The sequence below is a fragment of the Acinetobacter pittii ATCC 19004 = CIP 70.29 genome, assembly GCF_000369045.1.
GTDB classification, from domain to species: domain Bacteria; phylum Pseudomonadota; class Gammaproteobacteria; order Pseudomonadales; family Moraxellaceae; genus Acinetobacter; species Acinetobacter pittii.
The window spans coordinates 941,054-957,171 of record NZ_KB849786.1 but is presented as its reverse complement, the minus strand read 5'-3'; the positions used below and the strand labels follow the sequence as shown (position 1 = coordinate 957,171).

Sequence of the window (16,118 nt, the reverse complement as noted above, 5' to 3'; positions counted from 1 at the left end):
CGTTTATTTGTCTAAGGATGATCATGGTGTAACTCCTGATCTGTAACACCCTCATCCATCGTTTGCAGGAGTCCCACACCATCCTTAATTTCAGCCGAATAATTTCCCTTCTCGGTAAAAATTTGCATGATCGTATAGTGGTCTTTTTGACTTTGAGTAATGGTAAAGAAATTTTGATTCGGATCGCCCTGATCAAATTTACCGGTCCACCGAACAATATCTTGGTCAACAGGTTCGATCTCTACAATTTTGCCAGTGCGATTAATGCCATATTCCAACATTTGAAACTTAACAGTGTCACCCACTTTTTTAAGCTCAATCACATTTGGATCATATTTAATGACCATACCTTCTGCATTTTTAATTAGTGGAAAATTAACATTAGAAGGTAGTTGATCCTTTTCTATTTCATTAAAAACAATCTGTTGCTGAGACAATCTTTCTTTTTCGGACGCACTCAAATTCAGTATATTTTGACGAGCAAATTCATTCTGATTATCTGCCAGTTTTTGCCCAGTCCCTTGCCCCTTTTCTAAAGAAGACGTTAAAGCAGAAGAGCTTTGCTGTGAGAAGGCAAACCAGATTAAAACTGCTAACGCCACACAAGCGATAGCAGTTCCTATTAACAATTTATTTTTCTTCATTATTTACAGCTAGAAATAGAAATTAGTTATATAGAGAAATTTTCTGTACATTCAGATTAATGACACTGACAGCATCAATTTTTCCTTCTACACCTAAACGTACACCATATTTAGGGTTGTATAGGTATGGACTCGAATAAAAATTAATATTATTACCACCCATTGCTGTACTTCCTAACGGATGAGCAAAGCCTGAACCAATATTGGTTGAACCATTATGGTATAGGCCAAGATTATGCCCAACTTCATGACGCATAGCAGCGAAAGAACAACCTGCAATATCATTTGCACCAATCATGTTATATGCAGAAGCATTAATCCAAGCCCAACCACAACCACCGTCACCCGGTTCATTACCTTGATAATAAACACCGTCTGCCAATACACGTTTCCGCTCATTTTGTACCGTGGTGTCATCTCGTCCAGTAGAAATTGCTTCTTTTAAAGTGGCAGCAGGAATTTTATAAGTTAGATAACCTACATCTCTTAAATAAAAACGTGCATTCGAATTGTCAGCAGTTAAATTCGTTAAGTTCACACCTTCAATCATTCTAAGTTTTGCAGCGCTCTCTCCTAAAATTGAGTTTACCTCTGGGCTAGAAACCAACAACATATCAATTGTATAACTATCTACTGTCCAGCCTTGAGCGGTGTATATAAAACGGCGATTTTCACCATTTTTAATTGCGGTAGACAAGCCATTAGCAGCATTAATATAGGTGTCTGCCGATGCATTTGACACAATAACAACTTTATCGCCGACTTGAGCTTTAGCAGGTAGTTGTAAGGTTGGCTGCCAATTTGAGGTAGAAAGTTTTACCTTTAAAGTAGGCTGAGTCATATTCGGTAAAGTTGCAGGGATTGTTGCGGCTGAATCAATCACCTTTGTAGGTGAAGAGATCAATTGCCAATATCCTTTGTCGCTTACATACATAAACTCATATTGATCGCCTGTTTTAAGCGTTAAAGTCGCTTGGCTATTAATATTAGTATTATTAATTTTTGCAGACCAAGTCGCTGTAGACTTGATAATAATTCTATCCCGATCACTTGCAGTGGTAGGCAAAGTGAAATTGGAAACCCAGTTTCCATCTCCAAATGAAATTTCTGTAAGTGGACTATTAACTGTCGCTAATGACGTTCCAATTTGCTGAACATTTAGCTTCTGTGGTTTTATATATTCTGGAACCCATTTTCCTAAAGCAGAATAATATTTAAACCAATATTCAGATCCATTTTTTAATATAAAACTGCTCGGGAATAGTAAATTTGTTTTATCAATGTCCGAACTTGCACTTGCTGTAGAAACAACTTGTACGGTTGTTCCATCACGTACATCACTCGGTAATGCTATGGTTTGTGCCCATTTGTCATTTTGAATAAGTACTTTTTGCATTGATGCAGTTGTTAATGGAACGACTTCATAGGTCGCACCATTAGTAGGACTCACTGTCGCTAACTGAGCGATCCATTTATTTTGACTACTATTAAAGATGAATTGGTAAACATCACCACTATTTATCTTTAAAACCTCTAACGGAATATTGGTATTAGAAGTATCTAGATAACTACTATAGGCAGCACTAGAACGAATTGTAATTTTGTCCAAATTATTAGCACTTGTGGGTAAAGTGAGGTTTTTGACCCAATTCCCATTTGCTAGATTAAATTCTAAATCTGAATAACCGGATGGAATTGATCCACTATTATTATTCTGATTTGGTGAAAGTACAGTTGCGGCATATACAAGTGAAGACGCAACAATTGCTCCAATAATGAGTGATGTTTTTAATTTAAAATTCACAGCAGCCTCTTTTATTTGTTTTTAGATTTTTCGAATAGCAGGTTAGCAAACTATTTTTACACAGTCAATTTCACAACAATTAATTTTTCATTAAATTTCAATTACATGACTACTGAATCATTTTGAAATAAAAATATGAACCTTTTTAAAGAATAGTTTATTTATGAGAATTAAATAACCAATTTTTAATATGTAGAAAATATTAAAAAGATATTTAAGGATAAAAAGAAAGGTAGCCTCTCTTTTTATCCTTTAGTTTTAATTTACTTTCTTTGGAAAGCTCAGCCAGACAAATACAGTTAAAAGGAAGAAACAAATAGCTGAAATGGTAAGTACCCAACTATGGGCATAGCTAAAAGCTTGCTGCGCAACTGCAATTAATTGTCCTCCCAAAGGATTTTCAAGGTTAGACGCTAATTGCATGGTTTCTCCAATCGAGATACTCGCTTTTTCAATTAAGTCCGTTGGGAGCTGTTCTGGCAAAATAATTGAACGACTATAAAACCAAGATAACATTAACCCAAATATAGCAACGCCCAAACCAGCCCCAAGCTCGTAAGCCATCCCTTCAATGGCACCTGCTGCACTCGCCTTTTGCGGAGGTACAGATGACATAATTGCAGCAGTTGAAGCAAGTAAGGCAATCTCAATGCTAAAGCCTAAAAAGACCATACACGTCCATGCTAAAAAGTGATCGGTAGAAAAGTTAAGCTGGGCGAGTCCCCATAGACTAAATCCACTTATTAAAATACCAACAGTAGATACAAGTCTAAGTCCCCACTTATTCAAGCAAATTCCAGCTAATGGACCACCTAAACTAATCGCAATCATAAATGGGATAATAAACATGGCTGCCTGTAATGGAGAAAAACCATGTACAAACTGCAACTCTTGAGACAAGAGTAATTCAAAACCAACCAAAGCAATCATAGAAACAACAGCCATGACAATGCTGGTAGAAATCACTGGATGTTTAAACAATTCCAGATCAATCATTGGCGTCGTAGCTCTTTTTTGGCTTCGAATGAAGTGGATTAAAGTACTTATACCAATTACAAACATCACGACTGTAAGTACCGAGAAGTTGTACATCGCCGATTTGATTGAATAGATCAGGCTTAAAATGGCTACAACCAAAATTAAAGCTTGCCCTAAATTAATTGGCTGATCAGTCTTCTCTTGTTGTTTAGGGATAATCATCACAATCATGACCAGAACCACTAAAATAATCGGGATATTGATAAGAAATACAGCTCCCCAATGGAAGTGTTCTAGTACAAAACCACCGACTAATGGACCAAAAGCTGCTCCACCACCACCCACTGTAGACCAAAGACCAAGTGCAAAATTTCTCTGCTTTTCTTCGGTAAAAGCATTACGGATGCCGGATAAAGTGGCAGGAATAAGCATAGCTGCCCCTAGCCCTAAGACAGCACGAGAAGCAATTAAGGCATAGGCAGTTGGAGAAAAAGCCGCAGCTAACGAACCCACACCAAAAACTGCGGTTCCAATAAATAATAATTTTTTAAAGCCGATACGATCACCGAGTGCACCCATTGACAAAATCAAACCCGCCATAATCAGTGAATAAATATCAATAACCCATAAAAGCTGATTGGCAGTTAAATTCAATGCTGCACTTAAAGATGGTGTTGCAACATGCATCACCGTTGCATCAATCGTAACCGGTAAATAAATAAGGACGATAATTGTCAGGATTAACCATTTTTTTTGCATAACGCTCTTCAATATCCAAAACTTGGACATGTGTTCAAATTATGGTTATTATATACACAATTGGACACTTGTCCAACTTTTAGTTTTAATGTAATTTGTGTCGAATTCAGTCAAGTGAAAGAAACATGGCCTATCTTAATCGCGATCAACGCAGAGAAATGATTCTGCAAGCTGCCATGCAAGTTGCTTTGGCTGAAGGTTTTACAGCCATGACGGTACGTAGAATCGCAACAGAAGCACAAACCTCTACCGGACAAGTTCACCACCACTTTTCTTCGGCATCTCATTTAAAAGCTGAAGCTTTTTTAAAGCTGATGGAACAGCTCGATGAAATTGAACAAACTCTCCAAACAACTAGCCAATTTCAAAGACTCTTCATCCTATTGGGTGCAGAAAATATCGACAAACTTCAGCCCTACTTACGTTTATGGAATGAAGCTGAACTATTGATTGAGCAAGATGCAGAAATACAAAAGGCTTATAACCTTGCCATGCAAAGTTGGCATGAAACAATTGTGCAAGCGATTGAGTGTGGCCAAAAAGAAGGTGAATTTAAAAACAGATCAAATTCCACAGACATTGCATGGCGACTCATTGCCTTTGTTTGCGGCTTAGAAGGTATTTATAAACTTGGTTTACAAGGTTTAGCTGAGGAAGATTTCAAGCGCCATACCGAAGCGATTATTCGCCTAGAATTATTATAGGTATTGAGCTGGCATTGATTAGAATGCCAGCTTTAAAATACTAAAATTAGAACCAGCCTTTACGACCTTTTAAAATTTGGTCGGTGCAACGTAAGGCTTCTTGAGTCAGTCCCCACAAACGATAATCACCTGTGATTGAACCAATCTGGAAGTTATGGGTATAGGCAAAGCTGAGGTCACGCTCAGGATCGCACCATGCACCTGAACCATTGTAGCCAATATGCCCAAATCCATTTTTAGCTCGTTTACCCATGGTAATAATACGGTGATAGCCTAAACGCCAATTCATCGGTATTGGCATGACACGATCACGTGCATAACTTTGAATAGTACTAAGTTCTTTAAATACTTCTGGACGAATAAGTTGCTGTCCATCCCATTCACCGTGATTTGCCAGCATCGCATAAATTTTAGCAAGACTATTTGCAGTAAACGTACCGTTTGCCGCCGGAATGACTGCTTGCAACCCCTCGTCACTAAAGAAACTAAGATGTTTCATTCCTTTTGGAATCATAGCATCTTGAAAATCTTGAGGGTCTTGTCCAGTCCAAGTAATCATTTTTTCAGAGAGTGAGCTCTTGCGCGTCTGCGGCTTTTTAGGTTTTTCAATTTGAGTAGATGCTGGTTTTTCTGGTTTTGGTTGAATAATTAAACGTGCTACACGATCCAACTCATTTGCAGGCGTCCCAAAATAAGTGCCGTCTAACTGCAACGGTTCAACAAGATATTTTTGTATGAGCTGATCTAAAGATTGACCAGTTGCTTTTTCAAGTACACCACCCACAAGCCAACCAAATGTTAAAGCTTGATAAGCATTACCCTCTCCTGCAAGGAATCTTGGCTTAGTCGCCGCGACCACATCTAACATGTGTGACCAGTCGAGCATTTCTCTTGCACTTTCGATGATATTACGAACATCAAACATGCCACTTTGATGGCTTAGCACATGACGCAATGTCATTTGCTCTTTTCCATTTTGAGCAAACTCAGGCCAATAAGTCGCAATCGGTTTGTCGTATTCTAAAAAACCTTCACTTACTAAAATATGCGCTAAAGTTGCAAGTATGCCCTTACCTGTAGAATAACAAACTGCCAATGTGTCAGGTTGCCAAGCTTCGGTTTGTGATTTTAGACCCGTGTAGATATCTACAACTTTCTGACCTCTAAAATAAACCGCTAAAGCAGCCCCACCTTGTCCTGTTCTAGCATCTTGAAGACGACTAAATTGGTGGGCTAAATCAATAAAACGTTCATCTAAAATACCGTGATAGTTATGGGTATCGGCCAGTAAAATCTCTTTAATCACATGAAGTTCCTTGCATTTTTTGTTATTTTGCTCAAAAGCAGCCCAAACCTCTGTTCAGGCTGCTGATATTTTTATAATGCTTTTACTGTTCCTGCAACATGCGGTTTTTGGGATTTCGCATTACGAATTAAGAAATCAGTCTTTTTATCTGTATTGGCAGTTAAAAACTCAACTTTTGACGGTAAGAACATTGGCAGCTTAAACCATACATCTGCTTCATAAGCATTTGGTAATTCAAGATTTGCTAATGCTTTAGCTTTGCTCCACATACCATGCGCAATGGCTTGCTTAAAGCCAAATGCTTTTGCAGTAATGGCATGAATATGAATTAAGTTAAAATCTCCAGACACTTTCGCATAACGGCGACCTGTGTTTTCTAAAATATCCCACTCTGCCTTAGGAACATAAACTGGTGCTTGTTCTTCTTTGGCTTTATCACCTACTCTTTTCTCGACTTTTTGACGAGATAAATAAGTCGTTAAGCCTTCCATCACTACTTCATTACCAACTTTTGCTGTGGTAATAAAGTCAAACTGAACACCTTTATCATGCGGTTTTAGTTCCCCAAATTTGCATGACAGAGTGAGTTTTTCAGTTACACCAATTGGTCTGGTTTGTTTAATCTGGTTACGAATATGGACTAAACCTAAAATTGGAAATGGAAAGGCTTCTGCCGTCATCATGTGCATTTGCAAACTTTGAGAAAGCACCGCCAAATAAATTGCTGGTACAAAGCCATTATTTTGAAAACCACATACTTCGTTATAAGCTTTGAGGTGGTTCTGATCAATTTCTAAAGTATCTACCACATATTCAACTTGCGGTAATATTTTTGGACCTTTCGGCTTTTTAAAAATTAAACCTTGCACTACTTTTGGATAAGCCAATGCCGCTTTGGGTAGCTGGCTAAAATGACGAGTATTCATACCTAACCTTTTATAATTTATAGATTCTTGAATAAAAAAGGGATGCACAAGCACCCCTATTTTGCTAAAAGTGCTTAAGCGCCCAACAAGCTTTGACCACACACTCGTACAACGTTGCCGTTTACGCCTGTAGAAGCAGTTGATGCAAACCATGCAATTGTTTCTGCTACATCAACAGGTAAACCGCCTTGTTGCATTGAGTTCATACGGCGACCAGCTTCACGAATTGCAAATGGAATTGCCGCGGTCATTTGAGTTTCGATAAAGCCAGGTGCTACTGCGTTAATGGTAATACCATTTTTTAAGATAGGCGCAGTAAATTTCACTAGACCAATTACACCTGCTTTCGACGCAGCATAGTTAGTTTGACCAAGGTTACCAGCAATACCGCTAATTGATGATACACAAACAATACGGCCATTTGCATTTAGACCATCGTTTTCTAACAAGTAGTCATTTACGCGTTCAGCAGCAGACAAGTTAATATTAATTACCAAATCCCAAAGCTCTGGCTTCATGTTTGCCAAAGTTTTGTCACGTGTAATACCTGCGTTATGAACAATAATATCTAAACCGCCTTGTTTTGCAGCAGCAGTTTTAATTTTTTCGCCCGCATCAGTAGCCGTAATGTCAATTGCCAATGTAGAACCGCCAATGTCAGCAGCTACACGGTCAAGGTCAGCCTGTTGTTGTGGTACATCTAGACAAATAACATGCGCACCGTCACGCGCCAGCACATGTGCAATCGCCTCACCAATACCACGGCTTGCACCAGTTACTAACGCAGTTTTTCCAGCAAGTGGTTTTGCCCAATCAACATCAACCACATCTGCTTTAGATACACGAATCACTTGACCAGATACATAAGCCGAACGCGGAGAAAGCAAGAAACGTAATGTTGATTCAAGATTTGCAGCAGCACCATCATCAACATAGACAACTTGAGCAGTAATACCCTTTTTAAATTCTTTACCTACAGATTTGATAAAGCCTTCAAGTGCGCGCTGAGCGATTGCTTGTTTTACAGTTTTTGCAGTTTCAGGAGTTGTACCAATCACAATCACTCGACCAGAAGTCGCAACTTGACGTGCAATCGGGTTAAAGAATTTATAAAGTTCGTTCAACTGTTCTGAGTTTTGAATACCAGATGCATCAAATACAACTGCTTTGAATTTTGATTCTTTATCGCCTGCATTGAATGGACGTAAATTTAAACCAACTTTTGCAGCTTCTTGTTGTAATGCAACATTATTGCCTACATAGCTGTCAGCATGAACATTGCTAAGTACTTGTGCAATCGCACCAGATAATACACTTGACGGCGCTGCGCCAACCAATACTGCACCATTCACTACTGGCTGAGCACTTTCAAAACGCTCTAATACAACTGGCGATGGTAAACCCAGATTTTTAACAACGAATTTACCAATAGGAGATTGTGTAAATGCTTGGTATTGATCAGTCATGATTATTATCTCTCAAAGAAATGAATTTTCTAAGACGGGCTTCATTATGTTATGAGATGGATAGAAACAATATGAAAGCAGTCGTTCATTAGAGTTACTCCAAATCATACTTGACTTCATCTTTGGATGTCTTGACCTGAATGCTATCTACAATGTCATTCTAGTCAATACAGGTCTATTTGAATTGTGTTAAGGTAGCTTACAAGAATATCGTTATTATGCTTGGAAAAGCCTTATGAGCAAAACAACTCAAGAAAATCCAGCAGTCGAGAATTCTGCTCAGGAAAAAGTGTCAAATACATCAAAGTCGGCTTCTAACACGGCTAAGCGTAACAGCACTACTCCTAAAGCAGCAACTAATACATCAAAAACGACACGTACTCGTTCAACGACTGCACCTGCACGTAGCCCTCGTACCAAGAGCGCTGCTTCAGAAACCTCGTCTACATCTTCAAATGTAGCTGCAGCACCAAAAGCAACAAAAACCAAAACTTCTGTTCAACAGGATAAAACCATGAGCCAAAACACTGTTCGCCGCGTTGCAATTATTGGTGGCAACCGTATTCCATTTGCACGTTCAAATACTGCTTATTTCAAAGCGTCAAATTCTGACATGCTGACAGCAGCATTGAATGGTTTGGTTGAACGCTTTAACTTACAGGGTAAGCGTATTGGTGAAGTCGTTGCTGGTGCTGTTTTAAAACACAGCCGTGACTTTAATATGACTCGCGAAGTTGTATTGAGCACAGATCTTGCTCCTGAAACTCCTGCTTATGACATTCAAATTGCTTGTGGTACAGGTTTACAAGCAGCGTTTGTAGTTGCAAACAAAATTGCGCTTGGTCAAATCGATGTGGGTATTGCAGGTGGTGTAGACACAACTTCTGACGCTCCGATCGCTGTGGGTGATGGTTTACGTAAAGTTTTACTTGAGCTCAATGTAGCTAAAACGGGTAAAGACCGTCTTAAAGCATTAACAAAAATTGATTTTAAAAAGCTTCTTGATGCACCAAGCAACGGTGAGCCACGTACTGGCCTTTCAATGGGTGAGCACCAAGCAATCACTGCATTAGAATGGGGTATTACTCGCGAAGCGCAAGACGAATTAGCTGCAAGCAGCCATCAAAAACTTGCTGCTGCTTATGAGCGTGGTTTCTTTGATGACTTAATGACTCCTTTCTTAGGTCTTAACCGTGACAACAACTTACGTGCAGACAGCACAGTTGAAAAATTAGCTAAATTAAAACCAGTTTTCGGTAAAGGCGAAACTGCAACAATGACAGCTGGTAACTCAACTCCTTTAACTGACGGTGCATCTGTTGTATTGCTTGCTTCTGAAGAATGGGCAAAAGAAAACGGTCATGAAGTTTTAGCATACCTTTCTTTCTCTGAAACAGCAGCTGTTGACTTTATTGGTAAGAACGGTCCTAAAGAAGGTTTGTTAATGGCCCCTGCTTATGCGGTGCCTCGCATGCTTAAGCGTGCAAACCTTAAACTTCAAGACTTCGATTTCTACGAAATCCATGAAGCATTCGCATCTCAAGTGTTGTCTACATTGAAAGCTTGGGAAGATGAAAAATTCTGTAAAGAGCGTCTTGGTTTAGATGCACCTTTGGGTTCAATTGACCGTTCTAAACTGAACGTAAATGGTTCATCTTTAGGTGCAGGCCATCCATTTGCTGCAACTGGTGGTCGTATCTTAGCAACTGCTGCTAAATTGATTAATGAAAAAGGTTCAGGCCGTGCATTAATCTCGATCTGTACAGCAGGTGGTGAAGGTGTAGTTGCGATTGTAGAAAAATAATTTCTATAACGACCTAACGAAATAAGCACCCATTTGGGTGCTTATTTCGTTTCAATATATTAGCTTAATGAAGTGATGCAGCTTTGGCATCTGGGAAAAACTTATCTTCAATATGGTCGTAACACCACTGGAAAATAAAGGTATAAACCAAAATACATAAGGTTAAACCAATATCTAAAATAAGTGCATCAATGACACTCATCTGAAGCATATAGGCAATCATTGGTACAGTTGCAATCAGCAAACCACCTTCAAAACCAATCGCATGTAAAATCCGCACAGGAATCGTTCTTTCCCAATTATATTTATGCTCTACTTTTTCAAAATAGTGGTTAAAAATCATGTTCCAGAAAACTGAAACCACTGCCATAAACACACCGAGTGTACCGGTTACATCCATTGGCATATCAAAAATAAAACTTAATGCAATCGCAATGATGACCAATAAAATTCCTTCATAACTGATTGCATGAATGAGTCTTCTCTTGGAAATCAACATTTTTAAATACTCAATAATAACTTGGATAATGTGCATTTTATTTTTATAATATTGATTAATCTAATCAGGTTCTTTCAGTTTTTTTGACAGATGAATATTAATCAAGAACAACTACTCATGTTTCAAGCCGTGATTGAGACCGGCTCTTTTTCTGCAGCAGCCCGTAAACTTGGCAAAGTTCCTTCGGCTGTAAGCATGTCTATTGCCAACTTAGAGATTGATCTAGACTTAACTTTATTTGACCGTAAAGGCCGCGAACCCGTCCCTACTGACGAAGCACGGGTTTTATATGAAAAGACCTCTCAGCTTTTGATTGAGATGAATCAATGGAAACAGCATGCCCACGCCTTAAGTACAGGTTTGGAAGCTAATTTAACTATTGTGATTGTGTCTGAACTTTTACACACCAATTGGACAGACTATATTTGTCTTCTAGAGAGCCGTTTTCCAGACCTACAAATTAATATTGTCTCTGCCCCTCAAGAAGATGCTCTGCAAATGTTATTAGACGGGTCTGCCCAACTTGCACTGATGTTTGAACGCGAGCACCTAGATAACAGAGAACAATTCGTAGAGCTCAAGCAGGAAGCTCTAATTCCAGTTATTTCAAACAGCCATCCTCTAGCAAGCCAAAATCAGGTTTCTTATGAGCAGATCCTCACTACACGACAAATTGTAGTTGCAAGCCGAGATGAGACGTTAAAACCAGAATTACTTTTTTCGAAACATTATTGGCGCACCGATAACCACCACTCCGCTTGTTTAATGATCTTGCGCAATTTGGGTTGGGGTGTACTTCCTCAAGAAATGTTTAAAGAAAATCCTGAATTAAAAAATAAACTTAAAGTATTGGATTTATTAGATTTCACTCCCCGATTTGAATATTATGTCGACTTGGTATGGAGTCGAGAAAGTGAGCTTGGTGCCGCTGCTAGATTTTTGATTGAACATATCCGTAAGCAACGAATGCAACCACTGCCTTAAAAATATTTCAAATTAGATGCAGAATCTAAACGTTTTTCTTTGAAATATAACAATTGATATATCGACAGCATGAATAGACTTTGTGCTATAAAGAAAACATAAGATTTATTACTGAAGATGTTGAATATCAATGACTCATACAGCACTTGACCAATTAAAAACATTAACAAACGTTGTTGCCGACAGTAGTGACCTTGATGCAATTCGTAAATTCCGTCCATTAGACGCAACGACTAATCCTTCATTGATTACGGCAGCAGCAGAACAACCAGAAAGCAAAGAGCTCATTGAAGATGCTTATTATCAAGCCAAAGAAGAAGGCTATAAAAGTGATGAGCTGATTGAAAGAACCATTGATATTTTAACCGTAAAATTTGGCGTAGAAATTTTAAAACTGATTGAAGGTCGTGTTTCGACAGAAGTTGATGCTGCACTTTCATATGACACTGAAGCGACCATTAAAAAAGCGCATGAATTATGTGAACTTTACAAAGGTTACGGTATTGATCAGTCACGTATTCTTATTAAAATTGCATCGACTTGGGAAGGTATTCAAGCTGCTAAAGTGTTAGAAGCTGAAGGAATTGCTTGTAACCTCACTCTCCTTTTCGGTTTGCATCAAGCCCAAGCGTGTGCAGATGCAAAAGTCACTTTAATCTCACCATTTGTAGGCCGTATCTTAGACTGGTACAAAAAAGCTGAAGGTGTAGATGCTTACCCAATCGAAAAAGATCCAGGTGTCGTTTCAGTTAAGAAAATCTACACTTACTACAAGCAGCAAAACATTCCAACTCAAGTGATGGGTGCGAGCTTCCGTAGTATTGATCAAGTGCTTGGTCTAGCTGGATGTGATTTACTGACGATCTCGCCAAGCTTACTTACCCAGCTTGAGCAAGATACCCGTACAGTTGATGCGGCACTTGATGCATCTCAAGCAAAACAAGCAGAAGCGATTGTTAGACCAGCTCAAGATGAGCAAAGTTTTAAAGATGAACTTAACCATGACTTAATGGCATTCCAGCTTTTACAAGGTGGTGTCGATGGCTTTATTAAAGCACGTGACCAATTAAGCCTTTTGTTACGTCAGTCTTTTGGAATTGATGCGGAAATAAAATCTTAAAAAACTGCACTTTTCATACAAAATTGCCGATTTTTGTTATCATGACAAAAATCGGTTTTTTATTGGGTTTCTCGTGTTCGGCATAACAGATTTAACAACATATATTATTGGTACATTCCTAATTGTGTTATTGCCCGGACCCAATTCTCTTTATGTGATGTCAATCGCTTCGCGCTACGGGATTAAAACCGGATATATGGGTGCATTCGGTATTTTCACCGGTGACCTTATTTTAATGCTATGTACAGTACTCGGAGCTGCTTCTCTACTTAAGGCATTCCCATGGGTATTTGTCATTCTTAAATTAACAGGTGCACTTTATTTATCTTATTTAGGCTTTAAACTGTTACAAGGCAGTATTCAACGCTGGAAACAACGTAATCAAACTCAACCAGAAATGGCTGATTTACCTGCTTTAGATAAAGTTCATCCTTATAAAACAGCACTCAGTATTAGTTTACTCAATCCTAAAGCGATTTTATTTTTCCTCTCTTTCTTTGTTCAATTTGTTGAACCAGACTACGCTTATCCTGCTCTGAGCTTTTTAATTTTAGCGATTATTTTACAGATCATTAGTTTTAGTTATTTAACTGCATTAATCTTCTCTGGAATTAAACTCTCGGCATTTTTTAAAGAAAACCATAAAATTGCAGCGAGTAGTATTTTTTTAGTCGGAATTCTATTTTTCGGATTTGGTTTAAAACTAGCAACCTCAACGATTTAATTATTTTTACTCTAATAAGCTTTTGCATTAGAAAGTTAAAACATCATGAACTGCTAAAAGTCCAGCATGCCATCTGTTTTAACTTCATTAAGTACAAAAAAAGTTCTGACTTGTCTTACTCCGGGTAAGGCAATAATCTTTTCACTATGAAATCGGTTAAACGCTGCTAAATCTTTAACACGAATTTTTAGAAAATAATCGACTTCTCCCGCCACCAGATAACACTCTAAAACATTTTCCAAATCACCCGACGCTTGTTCAAATGCTTGAAAGCTATCAGGGGTTGAACGATCCAAAACTACACCGACTAACACCACAGTACCACGTTGAACCGTATTGGGATTGATCCGAGCACGGACATCCAAGATTGCTCCAATCTTAAAAAGGCGCTGAGTATGATTCCAACAAGATGATGTACTAATACCTACTAGTTTTGCCAATTCAGCATTACTTAAACGCCCATTTTCCTGTAAGGCACGCATAATTTTCAGTTCTAGTGGAGTTAAATTTTCAGCTTTCTCGTCCATAAAATAATATCCTTGATTCATTGTTATTTATGGAACGAATAATAGCATTATTTAAGAATTTAAAAATATTATTTATTTTTTAACCTAAAAATAGAAAGCACCTTCTTAAAAAAAATTGTTAAATTCACCCCAACTGGAAGCAATGGCAGAAGCCTATTAATTTTTCTTGGATTTAGAACACGTATCATGCAAAAAATTCTTCAAGATTTTTCAATTCCAGCAGTATTTGCTGGTTTTATTACCTTTCTCATTGGTATTAGTGTTTCGGCCGTTTTAGTGATTCAGGCGGCTCAAGCTTTAGGTGCTTCACCTGAACAAATCACTTCATGGTTTTGGGCTTTGGGTTTGGGTATTGGCTTATCAGGACTCATTCTTTCTTGGAAATTTAAATATCCTGTAGCGACGGCGTGGTCAACCGCAGGTCTTGCTTTAATTATGGCAACAGGTAGTGGATATAGTTTAAATGAAGCGATTGGTGCTTTTTTAGTTGGTGGTTTACTCACTGCGATTTTAGGCTTTTCAGGTATTTTTCAAAAAGCGCTGTCATACATTCCTCAAAGTTTAACAAGTGCCATGCTGGCAGGCGTCCTACTCAAATTTGGTATTACACTTTTCGCAAGTTTACAAAATGATTGGGTATTTGTTTTGTCCTTACTTAGCATTTATGTCATTACAAAAAGATTATGGCCACGTTATAGCATTGTATTTACCGTAATTGCAGGTATTGCCCTGTGTCCTGTCTTTTTAGAATTTCATATGCCTACAATTCAGTGGTCTTTAGCAAAACCTGTTTGGATTAGTCCTGACTTTAGCTGGTCAGCACTTTTGGGCTTAGCACTGCCACTGTTTGTGATTAGTATGGCTTCTCAATATTTACCGGGCATTGCCATGATCAAAAGTTATGGCTACAAACCACAGGTGAATCAACTCATTGGCTGGACAGGTTTAACCCAAGTTGTGCTTGCACCGTTTGGCTGTTATAGCGTAAATATTGCTGCGATTAGTGCTGCCGTAAGCTTAGACGACCAAGTTCATCCTGACCCAAGCAAACGCTATATTGCAGGTATAAGCTGCGGTTTTTTCTACATCTTAATGGGTTTGTTTGCTGCAACACTCACAAGTTTATTGATGTCTTTCCCTCATATTTTTATTGTAGCTTTAGCGGGTATTGCATTACTTGGTACGATCAGCCACAACATTGCGATTGCTTTTGCTCAAATTGAAGAGCGTGAAGCTGCATTATTTACCTTTTTATGTAGCGCTTCGGGTATTCAATTCTTCGGAATCGGCTCAGCATTTTGGGGATTGGTGGTCGGAATTATTGTATTTGTTGTTCTCAAATTTAAAGCCAAAAAAAGCTAATAAAAAAAGCGTTCATAGCTCCCTATTTTCAATGCTATGAACGCTTTTTAGTATAGTTTCTTATAACTCTCTTACTACGACTGTTTTTGCCATTTTGTCGTGCCAGCCTTGTTTTTTAGCGTCAAATGCCACCCAAAAAAGACCAATACCAAATACTAAAATTGATGGAATATAGCCAATATATCGAATAATGCTCTGCATGACTGTGAGCTTATTACCTGTTTTTTCATCTAAAACTTTTAAGCGCATCAAACGTTTGCCAGGTGTACCTGCAAAATACAACCAACATAAAACTGAATATAAAAAAGGAAATGCGTAGTTCACAATCAGGTCAAACCAATAATTTTGTGGCTGACTACTTAAGCCTGTAGCAAATACTAAGTCGTAATCTCCCCGATAAAAAATCCATGCGGCTGGAATAATTGCTAAACAAAGAATAAGACTATCAATAATCATTGCGCCAAATCTTAACCAGAACCCTGCATACTCATACTTATAAGTCATGCCTACC

At 38.3% G+C, this 16,118-nt stretch carries 15 protein-coding genes; 6 read left to right on the top strand and 9 right to left on the bottom strand.

Features of this window, described 5'->3' with window-relative positions; translation table 11 throughout:
- Positions 1–11: 11 nt before the first annotated feature.
- The 3 genes from cpaB to amvA all read right to left on the bottom strand — a co-directional run bounded on the left by cpaB (position 12) and on the right by amvA (position 4,185).
- On the bottom strand, positions 12–644 hold the full coding sequence (gene cpaB / locus F928_RS08650) for a metalloprotease secretion chaperone CpaB (RefSeq protein WP_005073813.1): 633 nt from the start codon (positions 642–644) through the stop codon (positions 12–14).
- A gap of 22 nt (positions 645–666) precedes the next feature.
- Positions 667–2,448, bottom strand: coding sequence for a metalloendopeptidase CpaA (cpaA, locus tag F928_RS08645; RefSeq protein WP_005073811.1), 1,782 nt, complete (start codon positions 2,446–2,448; stop codon positions 667–669).
- A gap of 258 nt (positions 2,449–2,706) precedes the next feature.
- Positions 2,707–4,185 carry a multidrug efflux MFS transporter AmvA gene (amvA, locus tag F928_RS08640; protein ID WP_005073809.1) on the bottom strand — a complete coding sequence of 493 codons (1,479 nt, stop codon included), beginning with the start codon at positions 4,183–4,185 and terminating at the stop codon, positions 2,707–2,709.
- A gap of 125 nt (positions 4,186–4,310) precedes the next feature.
- Between amvA and F928_RS08635 the strand changes: the two genes are divergently transcribed.
- A complete protein-coding gene (locus F928_RS08635) occupies positions 4,311–4,889 on the top strand; it encodes a TetR family transcriptional regulator (RefSeq protein WP_002115186.1) in 579 nt (192 codons plus the stop codon).
- A 46-nt stretch (positions 4,890–4,935) separates the two neighbouring features.
- On the opposite strand, the gene lipL is transcribed toward F928_RS08635, so the two are convergent.
- The 3 genes from lipL to F928_RS08620 form a co-directional block, all read right to left on the bottom strand.
- Positions 4,936–6,195, bottom strand: a complete 1,260-nt coding sequence (lipL, locus tag F928_RS08630) for a serine hydrolase domain-containing protein (protein ID WP_002115210.1) — start codon at positions 6,193–6,195, stop codon at positions 4,936–4,938.
- 71 nt (positions 6,196–6,266) lie between these two features.
- Positions 6,267–7,121 (bottom strand): MaoC family dehydratase, encoded by an 855-nt coding sequence (locus F928_RS08625; RefSeq protein WP_005073806.1) that lies wholly within the window; start codon positions 7,119–7,121, stop codon positions 6,267–6,269.
- Positions 7,122–7,195: 74 nt separating this feature from the next.
- Entirely contained in the window at positions 7,196–8,587 is a 1,392-nt protein-coding gene (locus F928_RS08620; RefSeq protein WP_002115222.1) for a 3-oxoacyl-ACP reductase, read from the bottom strand.
- A gap of 235 nt (positions 8,588–8,822) precedes the next feature.
- Here F928_RS08620 and fadI point away from each other — a divergent pair, with 235 nt between their 5' ends.
- Entirely contained in the window at positions 8,823–10,391 is a 1,569-nt protein-coding gene (gene fadI, locus F928_RS08615) for an acetyl-CoA C-acetyltransferase (protein ID WP_005073803.1), read from the top strand.
- A 64-nt stretch (positions 10,392–10,455) separates the two neighbouring features.
- Here fadI and aceI read toward each other — a convergent pair whose 3' ends face one another.
- Complete coding sequence (gene aceI / locus F928_RS08610) at positions 10,456–10,890, bottom strand: chlorhexidine efflux PACE transporter AceI (RefSeq protein ID WP_005073799.1); 435 nt, start codon at positions 10,888–10,890, stop codon at positions 10,456–10,458.
- 90 nt (positions 10,891–10,980) lie between these two features.
- Here aceI and yahB point away from each other — a divergent pair, with 90 nt between their 5' ends.
- The 3 genes from yahB (at position 10,981) to leuE (ending at position 13,718) form a co-directional block, all read left to right on the top strand.
- Complete coding sequence (gene yahB / locus F928_RS08605; RefSeq protein WP_005073797.1) at positions 10,981–11,874, top strand: HTH-type transcriptional regulator AceR; 894 nt, start codon at positions 10,981–10,983, stop codon at positions 11,872–11,874.
- A gap of 130 nt (positions 11,875–12,004) precedes the next feature.
- Positions 12,005–12,994, top strand: a complete 990-nt coding sequence (tal, locus tag F928_RS08600) for a transaldolase (protein WP_005073793.1) — start codon at positions 12,005–12,007, stop codon at positions 12,992–12,994.
- A gap of 73 nt (positions 12,995–13,067) precedes the next feature.
- Positions 13,068–13,718 carry a leucine efflux protein LeuE gene (gene leuE, locus F928_RS08595; RefSeq protein ID WP_005073791.1) on the top strand — a complete coding sequence of 217 codons (651 nt, stop codon included), beginning with the start codon at positions 13,068–13,070 and terminating at the stop codon, positions 13,716–13,718.
- Between the two features lie 53 nt (positions 13,719–13,771).
- Here leuE and F928_RS08590 read toward each other — a convergent pair whose 3' ends face one another.
- Positions 13,772–14,245, bottom strand: coding sequence for an Lrp/AsnC family transcriptional regulator (locus tag F928_RS08590; RefSeq protein WP_002115169.1), 474 nt, complete (start codon positions 14,243–14,245; stop codon positions 13,772–13,774).
- A gap of 186 nt (positions 14,246–14,431) precedes the next feature.
- On the opposite strand from F928_RS08590, the gene F928_RS08585 reads away from it, so the two are divergent.
- Complete coding sequence (locus tag F928_RS08585) at positions 14,432–15,607, top strand: benzoate/H(+) symporter BenE family transporter (protein WP_005073788.1); 1,176 nt, start codon at positions 14,432–14,434, stop codon at positions 15,605–15,607.
- A 60-nt stretch (positions 15,608–15,667) separates the two neighbouring features.
- On the opposite strand, the gene F928_RS08580 is transcribed toward F928_RS08585, so the two are convergent.
- Positions 15,668–16,111, bottom strand: coding sequence for an RDD family protein (locus tag F928_RS08580; RefSeq protein ID WP_005073782.1), 444 nt, complete (start codon positions 16,109–16,111; stop codon positions 15,668–15,670).
- Positions 16,112–16,118 lie beyond the last annotated feature (7 nt).